At 66.7% G+C, this 11999-nt stretch carries 12 protein-coding genes; 5 read left to right on the forward strand and 7 right to left on the reverse strand.

What is annotated here, in order from left to right:
* Positions 1 to 13: 13 nt before the first annotated feature.
* The 5 genes from ACSQ86_RS17050 (at position 14) to ACSQ86_RS17070 (ending at position 4299) form a co-directional block, all read left to right on the forward strand.
* Positions 14 to 322, forward strand: a complete 309-nt coding sequence (locus tag ACSQ86_RS17050; protein ID WP_436309265.1) for a GMC oxidoreductase — start codon at positions 14 to 16, stop codon at positions 320 to 322.
* Between the two features lie 51 nt (positions 323 to 373).
* Positions 374 to 1519: a branched-chain amino acid ABC transporter substrate-binding protein gene (locus ACSQ86_RS17055; protein WP_436309266.1), complete on the forward strand. Its 1146-nt coding sequence runs from the start codon at positions 374 to 376 to the stop codon at positions 1517 to 1519.
* Positions 1520 to 1545: 26 nt separating this feature from the next.
* Complete coding sequence (proC, locus tag ACSQ86_RS17060) at positions 1546 to 2394, forward strand: pyrroline-5-carboxylate reductase (RefSeq protein ID WP_436309267.1); 849 nt, start codon at positions 1546 to 1548, stop codon at positions 2392 to 2394.
* Between the two features lie 74 nt (positions 2395 to 2468).
* Positions 2469 to 3779 carry an NAD(P)/FAD-dependent oxidoreductase gene (locus tag ACSQ86_RS17065; protein ID WP_436309268.1) on the forward strand — a complete coding sequence of 437 codons (1311 nt, stop codon included), beginning with the start codon at positions 2469 to 2471 and terminating at the stop codon, positions 3777 to 3779.
* A 142-nt stretch (positions 3780 to 3921) separates the two neighbouring features.
* Positions 3922 to 4299, forward strand: a complete 378-nt coding sequence (locus tag ACSQ86_RS17070; RefSeq protein ID WP_093107968.1) for a PH domain-containing protein — start codon at positions 3922 to 3924, stop codon at positions 4297 to 4299.
* Between the two features lie 35 nt (positions 4300 to 4334).
* Here ACSQ86_RS17070 and ACSQ86_RS17075 read toward each other — a convergent pair whose 3' ends face one another.
* The 7 genes from ACSQ86_RS17075 to ACSQ86_RS17105 all read right to left on the reverse strand — a co-directional run bounded on the left by ACSQ86_RS17075 (position 4335) and on the right by ACSQ86_RS17105 (position 11996).
* Positions 4335 to 4670: a hypothetical protein gene (locus ACSQ86_RS17075; protein ID WP_436292791.1), complete on the reverse strand. Its 336-nt coding sequence runs from the start codon at positions 4668 to 4670 to the stop codon at positions 4335 to 4337.
* A 42-nt stretch (positions 4671 to 4712) separates the two neighbouring features.
* Positions 4713 to 5555 carry an ATP adenylyltransferase family protein gene (locus ACSQ86_RS17080; protein ID WP_436292790.1) on the reverse strand — a complete coding sequence of 281 codons (843 nt, stop codon included), beginning with the start codon at positions 5553 to 5555 and terminating at the stop codon, positions 4713 to 4715.
* A 45-nt stretch (positions 5556 to 5600) separates the two neighbouring features.
* Positions 5601 to 6965 carry a sigma-54-dependent transcriptional regulator gene (locus ACSQ86_RS17085; RefSeq protein WP_093107974.1) on the reverse strand — a complete coding sequence of 455 codons (1365 nt, stop codon included), beginning with the start codon at positions 6963 to 6965 and terminating at the stop codon, positions 5601 to 5603.
* The gene (locus tag ACSQ86_RS17090; RefSeq protein ID WP_436309269.1) at positions 6962 to 8794 is read right to left on the reverse strand and encodes a sensor histidine kinase; all 1833 of its coding nucleotides are present in this window, start codon (positions 8792 to 8794) and stop codon (positions 6962 to 6964) included. Before ACSQ86_RS17090 ends, ACSQ86_RS17085 begins: the two co-directional genes overlap by 4 nt.
* A 91-nt stretch (positions 8795 to 8885) precedes the next feature.
* On the reverse strand, positions 8886 to 9881 hold the full coding sequence (locus tag ACSQ86_RS17095; protein ID WP_436309270.1) for a cytochrome d ubiquinol oxidase subunit II: 996 nt from the start codon (positions 9879 to 9881) through the stop codon (positions 8886 to 8888).
* Complete coding sequence (locus ACSQ86_RS17100) at positions 9878 to 11296, reverse strand: cytochrome ubiquinol oxidase subunit I (protein WP_436309271.1); 1419 nt, start codon at positions 11294 to 11296, stop codon at positions 9878 to 9880. The genes ACSQ86_RS17095 and ACSQ86_RS17100 overlap by 4 nt, the downstream gene beginning before the upstream one ends.
* A 46-nt stretch (positions 11297 to 11342) precedes the next feature.
* Positions 11343 to 11996: a DUF6781 family protein gene (locus tag ACSQ86_RS17105; RefSeq protein ID WP_436309272.1), complete on the reverse strand. Its 654-nt coding sequence runs from the start codon at positions 11994 to 11996 to the stop codon at positions 11343 to 11345.
* Positions 11997 to 11999: the final 3 nt, after the last annotated feature.

The following is an 11999-nucleotide window of genomic DNA, read 5'->3' on the forward strand; positions in this document are numbered from 1 at the left end:
CGGGCCAGGGGACTTGATCAGTCTTGCCCTAAGGCGTTGGGTCGCCGCGAATCTCGGGACGAGCTACCACCCTTCGGGAACCTGTCGGATGGGCACGGGCGACGGATCGGTGGTCGATGCCCAGGGCCGTGTGCACGGCACCTCGGGATTGCGGGTCGTGGACGGCTCCATCTTGCCGCGCACCGTCACCGGGAACATCAGCGCAGCGATCTACATGGTCGCCGAAAAAATCGCCGACGCGATGCGCGGACGCCCGCCGATGCGCAGTCATACAGGTCCGCGCGACGAGCATGCCGAGGCGCATGCGGACGCAATCCACTGACCCACCCCAGCAAGCTCAACCTTTCTCAACCCCCGTCCAGGAGCATCCTTCATGCGTACTCACCTCACCTCAGTCGCTGCCGCCGCGGCCATGGCGTTCGCAGCCACATCGATCCATGCGCAGGAACTCGTCGTCAAGATAGGACACGTCGCCCCAACCAGCGGCTCCGTCGCGCATCTCGGCAAGGATCTGGAGAACGGCGCCAAGATGGCCATCGAGGAGCTCAATGCCAAGGGTGTCTCCATTGGCGGGAAGAAAGCCAAGTTCGTGTTGCTCACCGAAGATGACGCTGCCGACCCGAAGCAAGGCACGGCTGTAGCGCAGAAGCTCGTGGACAGCAACGTCAACGCGGTCGTCGGCCACCTCAACAGCGGGACCACCATCCCCGCTTCCAGGCTCTACAGCGAGGCCGGCATTCCGCAGATCAGTCCGACAGCGACCAATCCCAAGTACACGCGGCAGGGCTTCAAGACCGCCTTCCGCCTGGTGGCCGATGACGCACAGCTGGGCGGCACGCTGGGCCGCTACTCGGTCGATACCCTCAAGGGCAAGAAGATCGCCGTCATCGACGATCGCACTGCATACGGACAAGGCGTGGCCGACGAGTTCGAGAAGGGCGTGAAGGCCGCGGGCGGCATGCTCGTGGGCCGCGAGTTCACGACGGACAAGGCCACCGACTTCAATGCCATCCTCACCAAGATCAAGGGCAACAAGCCCGACGTGATCTTCTTCGGAGGCATGGATGCGGTTGGGGGCCCGATGATCCGGCAGATGAATCAACTTGGTATCAATGCCAAGTTCGTGGGTGGCGACGGCATGTGCTCGGGCGAACTCGGGAAGCTCGCGGGCGGCAACCTGGCCGACGAGCAAGTCTGGTGTGCCGAGGCGGGCGGCGTCGAAGGGGACGCCAAGAAGGCGATGGCAGACTTCCAGGCTCGCTACAAGAAAAAGTATGGCGAAGAGGTGAAGCAGTACGCACCCTACGCTTACGAAGCCGTCCTGATCTTCGCCGACGCCATGGTCAAGGCAGGCTCCGCTGATCCGGCCAAGTATCTGCCCGTGCTTGCAAAAACCGATGGCTACAAGGGAGTGATCGGCAACGTGTCGTTTGACCCGAAGGGCGACATCAAGAACGGCTCCCTCACGCTCTACAGCTTCAAGGGCGCAACCCGCTATCAGACGTCGGTGGTTCGCTGAAGCGCGCGGTCGACCCGAGCTTGACCATGACGCAACAGGACCTTCGCGCCAAGCGGCCAGCACTTGCTTTCATCGGTGGCGGGCAGATGGCTTCCGCCCTTGCAGGCGGACTCATCAAGGCGGGCTGGGCAGCTTCGAATATCGTCATCGTCGAGCCCGTGGAGGCCCAGCGCACACGACTCGTCGACTCGTTGGGAGTTCGGGTCATCAGCGTCTCGGACGCAGCGTTGGGCGCGGCCGACGTGGTCATCTGGGCCGTCAAGCCACAAATGCTTCGGGACGCGGTGGCTCAGACGGCTCCATTCCTGGGTGCGCCGCTGCACATCAGCATTGCGGCCGGCGTGAGATCCGAAGATCTTGCCGCATGGCTTTCGTCGCGTCGTGTCGTCAGGGTCATGCCAAACACCGCCGCCCTGGTTGGAGCCGGCGTGTCCGGCATCGTCGCGCTCGAAGCCGTAGGCGACGAGGATCGCAGGCTTGTCACCGAGATCCTCTCGGCCACCGGATATTCCTTCTGGGTGGAATCAGACGAGCGCCTCGACGCCGTCACCGCGGTCAGCGGGAGCGGGCCCGCCTACGTCTTCCATTTCATGGAGAGCTTCCAGGCCGCAGCTCGGGCATTGGGCTTCAGTCAGGCGGAAGCCCGGGACCTGGTGATCAAGACGACCGCCGGCGCAGTGGAACAAGCGAGCACGAGCGATGTCGACTTTTCAACACTTCGGCAGAACGTCACCTCGAAGCGCGGCACCACCGAAGCCGCGCTTGACGTCCTCGAGCGCCATGAGGCCGGCAAGGCGCTGGAAGCAGCAGTCCGCGCGGCCTATGCGCGTGCCGGTGAGCTATCACGTGAATTGGGTGCCTCGCCCCAGGCTTGAGAGTCGCGGGCCTCGGCCCCGGCCGCCTGTGGCGTCACCTTGGACTTCACGCAGGGCTGATGGCACGAAGCGCGATGCTGGCTGGCGAGCAGCCGCAGCCTCCTGAAACGGCATGGCAGCTCACCGCCCCGCCCCTGCCCCCGTTGTTCACCTCGTTGCAAAGCGACGTCGAGACCGACGTCGTCGTCGTTGGGGGCGGCTTCGTGGGCTTGATGGCCGCCATAACCCTGCGGGAAGGTGGCCGCCACGTCGTGCTGATCGACGCGGTCGAGCCAGGTTGGGGCGCTTCCGGGCGGAACAACGGGCAGGTCATCCCGGGGTTCAAATGCGATCCAGATGAACTCAAGTCGCAGTTCGGCGCACAGGCCGGCGAACGGCTCGCCGAGTTCGGAGGACACGCTCCTGATCTCGTGTTCGACACGATCGCCAAATACGACATTCAGTGCCATCCGGTGCGCAATGGCTGGATCCAGCCGGCCTATGCCGAAGGCGGCGTGGAGCGGATCCAGCGGCGATACGCCCAATGGGCAGCACGTGGCGCGCCGGTGAAGATGCTGGATGCGAAAAGTCTGCCCGATGTACTCGGCACGCCGATTTTCCGAGCCGGCTGGATCGACCATCGAGGCGGAAGCATCAATCCACTGGCCTACGCTCGCGGTCTGGCGAGCGCGGCGTCGGGGGTCGGCGTTCAAATCTGCATCCACACGGCAGCGCTCACGATGCGACGCGAGGACACGCGTTGGTCCATCGCATGCTCGGGGGGCACAACGATTCGCGCACAACAGGTCGTCGTTGCAACTGCCGCCTATGCGGACAACCTCGTACCAGGCTTGCGCCGCTCCATGGTGCCGGTGCGCACGGCACAGGTCGCCACCGCTGCGCTTCCTCCATCGGTGCTCGAGACCATCCTGCCCGGCCGACAATGCGCTTCGGACACCCGAAGGTTGCTCACGTCGTTCAGGATCTCGCCTGACGGTCGTCTCGTGATGGGAGGTTCCGGTGCGACGGCCTCTCTGGATCACTCGTCGGTCGTTCCGCGTCTGCATGCCGCCGCTACGGAGATGTTCGGCCATCTCGGGCGATTGAATTGGGAGCTGGCGTGGAGCGGCTTTTTCGCGGTAACCAAGGACCACATCCCGCATGTCCATGAGACCGCGGACGGCGTCATCTGCGCGTTGGGGTGCAATGGACGCGGCATCGCCATTTCTACAGCGATCGGCTCGCTTCTCGCGCAACGGCTGCTTGGCATGAACGTCGCGGACATGGCGTTGAAGCCGACACCCATGAAGAGCTTCGCATTCCACGCGTTTCGCCACCTTGGCGTGGCCTTGGCAACGCGATATTACGGAATGCGCGATCGAATCGACGGCCGATTCTTGGGATGACCACGATTCGTTGTTCTTCTGGAATAGGATCGCGAAGCGTGCATCAGACTCCACCGTCTGCGTAGAGGGTGGCTCCGCGCCCGCGCAGCTCTTAAAGACCGGCGACGGTCGCGTGTATTGAACGAGTTTGGAAGGAGCAACCTTGGGACTACTTGATGGAATGCTTGGCAACGCGGCCAAGATCGACCCTGCAAAGATTCAGCAGGAGTTCAGCCAGATCCTGGCGAAAGGGGAAGTGGTCGAGCACGCCTACCAGCTCATCCGCGATTACTTCGTGTTCACCGACAAGCGCTTCGTCCTGGTCGACAAGCAAGGCATCACGGGAAGCAAGGTCGAATACCACTCCATTCCCTACAAGAGCATCACGCACTTCAGCGTCGAGACCGCCGGTACCTTCGATCTCGACGCCGAGCTCAAGATATGGATCTCGGGGACGGCCGCTCCGATCCAGAAGCAGTTCAACAAGAAGCTCAGCATCTACGAGGTGCAGAGCGTGCTTGCGAGCTACGTGCTCAGGTGAGCTGAGCCTCGCGGGACGGGGCGCCACGCTCCGACTCAGTCGGTGCGGCTGGCCGGCAGCACGATGGTCATCAGCAGCCTGGTGTCTTCCAGCGCATGCAAGCCGTGCGGCACGCCGCCGGCGAGGTACATCACCTGATCGGCCTCGAGCAGCTTCACGCTGCCGTCGAACTGCACCTCGACCCTTCCGCGCATGCACTGCAAGGTCATCGACGTCGAGACGGCGTGCGACGGGACCTGCTTGCCGGCCGGCAGCACCAGCCACATGATCTCGATGTCGCCGGCCTTCAGGAGTGCACAGGTCTCCGCCGCCTGCACGTCGAGCGCGCCGAGATTCACGACCTGACCGGATGATGCGTGGGGGAGTGCCATGCGGGGCAGTTTGGCAAGGTGGGCTTACGTTGTCCAGATGGGTCATACGTCATGAGGCACGTCCTGCGGCATCGCCACCGCGCGCAGCACCTGCATTGGTCCCACTGCGTGGACGCGGTCCAGTTCCTCTTGCGAACGCAAGAACAATGAGCCAGCGAAGCCGAGCCCGTTCACGGAGATCGATTCGAAGCATGCGCGCGAACGCGGCACGACGAGCATCCAGCCTCGGCGAATCAGCAGGTTGTAAGGTGCCGACTGAACTTCGCCCTCTTCGGCGGCGACAGCGGAAATGCCGCACCGATGAAGCAGCTCGCGATAGAGGACATGCAACTCGGGAGCCGTCGCCTGCGGCGCCAGACGTGCGAACGCATGCCTGAACGGCAGCGGTGAACCGCTGCCGAGCACCCGCTCCATCGGCACTTGGTCCGGGCTTTCGCGTGTAAGCGGGAGCGGCACAAGCTGCAGGTGCTTATGCCGCTGGCTGGCCCCGGCTTCGACGCCCCCGTTGTAGAAGCCGAGTCCATCGACCTCGCTCAGGCAGGCGATGAGCGCCGCGAAATCCTCAACGGTAAGGAGGCGCTCCTGGCGTTCGAAGCGGCGCGTGACGAGCAGCACATGGCCGGCGAGCAGTTGGAACTTGTTCAGCAGAATGTAGTGCGAAGGCGCGAGGTCACCTACGAACAGAGAACGGTCGTAGTCGCCGAGTGGATCCGTGGCCGCCGCGACATGGCGCGCCTTGTCCTTGCGCGCGAGGCTCGACACCGTGCGCACGACGAACCGAACGCCATCGCTGTCGAGGAGGATGGTCTGAGTCTCGATCGGCTGCAGTGCACCGTCTGCCAGGGCGCGCTGCCTTGCGTTTTGGACGACGGACAGGGAAAACATGCCGTCATTCTCGACCCGTTCCGAGCAACGAGGCACGCCCAGGCGCTAAGACTTGAATTCTTCCGCCGTGATACCGAGCTTGCGCAGCTTGTCGTGCAGCGTCTGCCGCGCGATCGCCAGCGCGCTGGCGGTGGCCGGCTGGTCACCCTGGTGCTTGCGCAGCGCCTCGACGATCACCGCCCGCTCGAAGGACTCGACCTGCTGCGGCAGTCCGCGCGGCAAGGCCGGCATGCCTTCGGCGTTGCCGCGCGCCTGCGTCAGGCGCTCGCCCAGCAGCCCGAGCACGAAGCGGTCGGCCACGTTACGCAGCTCGCGCACGTTGCCGGGCCAGGCGTAGGCCATCAGGTCGGCCACCTGCGCGCCGCTCAGGATCGGCGCGACGCGCTCATAGCGCGCGGCCGCCAGCAGCGTGAAATGCTCGAACAGCAGAGGGATGTCCTCGCGCCGTTCGCGCAGCGGCGGCAGCTCGATGAAGGCAACGCCGAGCCGGTAGTACAGGTCGGCCCTGAACTTTTGCTGGTCGCTCATATCCTTGAGGTCGTCCTTGCTCGCGGCCACCACGCGGCAGTCGAAGGGAATGGCCTTGTTGGAGCCGATGCGCTCGATGGAGCGCTCCTGCAACGCACGCAGCAGCTTGATCTGCACCGCCATCGGCATGCTCTCGATCTCGTCGAGAAAAAGCGTGCCGCCGTTGGCGTATTCGAACTTGCCCACGCGCACGCGGTTGGCGCTGGTGAAGGCGCCGGCCTCGTGGCCGAACAACTCGCTCTCGGCCAGCGCCTCGGGCAGGCCGCCGCAGTTGAGCGGCACGAAATGCTGGCGCCGACGTTCGCTGTGCTCGTGCAGGCAGCGGGCGACGAGCTCCTTGCCGGTACCGGTTTCGCCGTAGATCAGCACGTCGGCCGAGGTCTCAGCCAAGGTCATCACGGTGCGACGCACCTGCTGCATCTGCGCCGAGCGGCCGATCAGCACTGCCTGGATGCCGTGCCAGTTCTCCAGCGCATCACGCAGCGCGCGCACCTGCAGCGTGAGCTGCCGGCGCTCGATGGCGTGGCGCACGATGGCCACCAGCCGCTCGGAGCTGAAAGGCTTCTCGATGAAGTCGTAGGCGCCCTCGCGCATGGCCTGCACTGCCATCGCGATGTGGCCGTGGCCGGTGACCAGGATGACGGGCAGCTCGGCGTCGGCGTTGTGGAGTTCGAGCAGCCATTCGGTGCCGCTCAGGCCCGGCAGGCGCACGTCGCAGACCACGATGGCAGGCACGCCGAAACCGATCTGCGCGCGCGCGCGTTCGGCGCTCGCGAAGGATTCGACCTCGAAACCGGCCAGGGTCAGCACCTGGGTCGTGCTGATTCGGACGTCTTCGTCGTCCTCGACCAGCAGCACCCGGATGGCAGGGGCTTCACTCACTTTTTGATCACTCCTGTTGAAGGGATAAGAACGCTGTGAATCGCAGCCGGCAGGTCGACCACGAAGCAGGCACCGCCGTCCGGCAGGTTGGCGGCACGCAGCGTGCCGTCCATGGCCCGCACCAATTGTGCCGAGATCACGAGGCCCAGGCCCAGCCCGGTGCCCGCCGGCTTGCTGGTGACGAAGGGCTCGAACAGGCGCGGCAGGATGTCGGGCGGAATGCCCGGCCCGGTGTCGCTCACGCGCAGGATCACGCGGCCGTCCTGCGGTCGCGCTTCCAGGCGCAGCGTGCGCCGCGGCGATGCCTGCATGGCGTCGATGGCGTTGCGCATCAGGTTGACGAGCACGCTACCCAACGCGGCCTCTTCGGCCATGACGCTCAGGGTGGCGGGCTGCACATCGACCTCGATGACGATGCCGTTCTTCTTCGAGGCTTCGGCGACGATGACCTGCGCGTCGCCCGCGACCTGCACCATCGGCACCGGCGCGAGCGGCAGCTCGCTCTTGTGCGCGAAGGTCTTGAGCTGCGAGGTCAGGCGCGCCAGGCGATCGACCATGCCGCGGATGCGCTGCAGGTTGCCGCGCACGTCATCGAAGCGGCTCTTGTCGAGCAGGATGGCGGCGCTTTCCGAGAGGGTGCGCATCGCCGTGAGCGGCTGATTCAGCTCGTGCACCACGCCGGCCGACATCTGGCCCAGCGCCGCCATCTTGCCGGCATGCACCAGCTCGCCCTGAGCCGCGCGCAGCTGGGCGGTGCGCGCGACCACGGTCGACTCGAGGGAGTCGTGCGCCGCCTGCAGCGCGGCCTGGTTGGCCAGCTTCTGCCGCACGGCGCGGCGGCGCTGCCACAGCGTGACGGCGATCAGCAGCAGCACCGCCATCGCCAGGCTCGCTGTGATGGCCGCGTAACGTGCACCGACGCGCACCGGTGCCAGATCGTCGAGCACCACCAGCTGCCAAGGCGCCCCGCGCAGCGCGCGCGTCGAAGCGAGCTGATCCACGCCGTCGAGCGCGATGACCTGCACGTTGCGCGCCAGCGCCTCTTTCTGCGTCCATTGCAGCGGCTGCAGGCCGGCCTCGCCGTAGGGGCGCGAGCGCTGCACCTCGGCGCGCTGCGAAGCGTCGAGCGGCCACAGCGGCCGGAACTTCAGGTCCTCGCGGGTGGCGAGGATCACCACGCCGCGCTGGTCGATCAGCACCACGTTGCCTGGCAGCATGCGCCAGGCGCGCTCGGACTCCTCGAGATTGACCTTGACGGCCACCACGCCGCGCGCGGGCTGGTCGTGGCGCAAGGCGTACGAGAGGTAGTAGCCGGGCTTGCGGCTGGTGATGCCGACGCCGTAGAAGCGGCCCCTGCCCTGCCCCAGCGCATCGATCACGTAGGGCCGGAACGACAGGTCCTGGCCGATGGTGGTGCCGGGCCGGTCCCAGTCGGAGGCCGCCAGCGAGGTGCCGGCGGCGTCGAGCACATAGAGCATCTCCGCGCCCGCGGTGGCGTTGACGCCGTCGAGGTAGCGGTTGACCGCGTCGCGCAGCCTCGAGTCCGACGGCGTGCCGAGCAGCGCCGGAACGATGGGCGTCATCTCCAGCAGCGCTGGCAGATACTCGAAACGGGCCAGGTCGGCATCGAGCCCGGTCGCGAGCATGTCGAGCCGGTGGTCGGCCGCCTCGCGCAGCCGCGCCAGGCCGTTCTGCATGGCGAGGTGATGGCCGGCGACGGCGGCCAGGGCCACCAGCGCCAGCGCGCCGCACCAGCGCGGCAGGCCGCGCCAGCGTCTTTGAGTGTCGGAAGGCAAGTCGAAGCGCCGGGCCGGCTCCCGTGAATTCATGAACCCGTTATTGCACAAGGCCGCGCGGGCCGCATCAGTGGCTGCCCGGTGGCGCGTGTCACGGGTGGTTTCATTCAGGCCCAGAGTCTGCTCAGGCATAGCGCAGTTCGCCAGTCTTGCCGCGGAAGACCCGGTAGGAGAATACGGTGTAGCCCACGATGGCCGGCACCGAGATGCACACGCCCACCAGGATCACCTTGAGCGCCGGTGCGCTGCTCGCCGCCTGCCAGATCGTGAGCTGGCCGATCACCACGTAGGGATAGATGCTGTAGGCCAGCCCCAGGAAGCCGAGTACGAACACCATGACCAGCAGCACGAAGGGCAGCCAGCACACCGGCCCGCGCACCATGCGCGTGTTCAGCAGGCCGCGCACGGCGAGCAGCGCCGCGCCGGTCATGAGCGGAATGGCGGCCAGCGCCAGGATCTCGGGCAGCGCGAACCAGCGCTCGCGCACCTCGGGGCTGATCCAGGGCGTGGCCATCGAGATCAGCAGCATGCCACCGACCATCGGCGCCCAGGCGGTGCGTGCCCATTGCACGGCGCGCTCCTGCAGCCCACCCTCGGTCTTCATGATGAGCCAGGCCGCGCCCATCAGCACGTAGGCCATCGGCAGCGCCACGGCGATGGCGGCGGCGAACAAGGGATAGTTCCAGCCGGATCCGAAGCCGCTGATGTAGCGCCCGAGCATCCAGCCCTGCGCCACCGAGGCCAGGGTGGAACCCGCGAAGAAGAGCCGGTCCCAGGTGCGCTTGTGGCTGTCGCGCGCCTTCACGCGGAAGTCGAAGGCCACGCCGCGCAAGGTGAGGCCGACGAGCATCAGCGCCACCGGCAGGTAGAGCTCGCCCAGCACCAGGCCGTGCGCCTTCGGGAAGGCAACCAGCAGGATGCCCACGCCCAGCACCAGCCAGGTCTCGTTGGCATCCCAGAACGGGCCGATGGAGGCGACCATCACGTCCTTCTCGGCGTCGCTCGCGCGGTGCATGAGCATGCCCACGCCAAGGTCGTAGCCGTCGCTGACCACGTAGACCAGCATCGAGGCGCCCATCAGCACCATGAAGATCACCGGCAACGCGGCGTCGAAGCTCATGCGCGGCCTCCTTCGGCCATCGGCGCGGTGATCGCGGTGATCGCGCCCGGCGGCGTCGCGGCCCGCTCGACGGCCTCGGTCACTAGCACCTCGTCGGGCTTCTCGGCCATGTACTTGAGCACCGCGACGTACGCCACGATGAGCGCGAGGTACAGCGCGATGTAGAGCGCGAGCGTGAGCCCGATCATCGCGGGCGGCACCTTCGACACCACGTCGGCCGTGCGCACCAGCCCGTAGACGATGTAGGGCTGGCGGCCGATCTCGGTGACGTACCAGCCCGCCACCGTGGCTATCCAGCCCGAGAAGGTCATCCCCGCGAACAGCCACAGCAGCGCGCGCGGCAGCAGCGCCGGTTGCCAGCGTGCGCGGCGGTACAGCCACCAGCCGAGCCAGCTGGTCGCGAGCATCAGCACGCCCATGCCGACCATGATGCGGAAGGCGAAGAACATCGGCAGCGGCGGCGGATGCGCGCCGGCAAAGTCGTTCAGGCCGCGGATCTCGCCGTCGGCCTCGTGCGTGAGGATCAGGCTCGCGCCATTCGGCACCGCGATCTCGAAGCGGTTCCTGCGCGCCTCGGCGTCGGGAATCGCGAACAGCAGCAGCGGCACGCCGCGCCCGGTCTCCCACACGCCTTCCATGGCAGCAATCTTGGCGGGCTGGTGCTTGAGCGTGTTGAGGCCGTGCATGTCGCCCACGACGATCTGCACCGGAATCAGCACCGCCGCCAGCGTGAGCCCTACCCGCATCACGCGCGCCGCGCTGCGCTGTCCCACGCCGCGCAGCACCTGCCAGGCCGACAGGCCGATCAGCAGGAACGCGCAGGTCAGCGCGGAGGCCAGCAGCATGTGCACGAAGCGGTACGGAAACGACGGGTTGAACACCACCGCCGGCCAGCTCGCGACATGGAATTCGCCGTTCACGACCTCGTGGCCCGCGGGCGTCTGCATCCACGAGTTGAGAGCAAGAATCCAGAAGGCCGACAGCGTGGTGCCGAAGGCCACCATGAAGGTCGACAGCAGGTGCACGCGCTCGCCGACCTTGCCGTGGCCGAACAGCATCACGCCGAGAAAACCCGCCTCCAGGAAGAACGCGGTGAGCACCTCGTAGCCCAGCAGCGGCCCCGCCACGTTGCCGACGCGCTCCATGAAGCCCGGCCAGTTGGTGCCGAACTGGAAGCTCATGGTGATGCCGCTGACCACGCCGAGCGCGAAGGTCAGCGCGAACACCTTGGTCCAGAAGCGGTAGGCGTCGAGCCAGCCCTGCGCCAGCGGTGCATTGCCGCCGCCGCGCGTGCGCAGCCAGCGCCAGCGCAAGAACAGCAGCAGCCAGCCCAGTGCGATGCTGATCGTGGGGAACAGGATGTGGAAGGTGATGTTGGCCGCGAACTGCATGCGGGCGAGGATCAGGGCGTCCATCAGGTTCCTTTCGGGCCGGCGGCGGCGCGGCCGCCGCCGGCCTGGGTCATCGCTTCGCCGCCCCGCCCTGCTTCAAGGCTTCCGACATGCCGATGAGCACGCCGCTCACCAGCGCCGAGTAGCTGTCGATCAGCGCCTGCGAGGCGCGCAGGCCCATCGCGCGGCCGTCGCGCAGGCTCTTCTGCGTGTCTTCCATGAGCTGCTCGAGCGCCGCCGTGGCGCGCGCGCCGGTGCCGGTGCCCTTGCCCTGCATCGCCTGGAAGACGCCGCTCCACGGACCGTCGGCCGGCGCCGCCTTGCGCACGCTGGCGAACAGCGTCTCCTCCATCTTCTCGATGTCGGCGAGCGCCTTCTTGAGCTGCGTCTCGCGCAGGCTCACGCCCCGGTCGACCAGCTGTTGCAGCGCGCGCTGGTTGGCCAGCACGGCCTGCTCCAGCGCGCCGTCCATGCCGGCAAAGACCTTGCCGAGCAGGCCTTCCACATCGGGCACGGGCAGCTTGCTGCCGGCCGCGCCGGCCGAGGCCGTCCTGGTGACCGTGCCCAACACCTGCCGGATGTTCGCCAGCGTGAGCTCGCGGCCCTGCAGCGCCTTGAGCGTGGCCTCGTGCACCGCCTTGCGGACGGTCTCGCCCTGCTTGGCGGAGGCCTCGGAGAACTTCTTGATCAGTGCGACCTGATCGATGCCGTTTTTGAGGATCATGGT

Origin of the sequence: Variovorax sp. LjRoot130 (assembly GCF_964253755.1) — a bacterium.
Lineage (GTDB): Bacteria > Pseudomonadota > Gammaproteobacteria > Burkholderiales > Burkholderiaceae_C > Variovorax.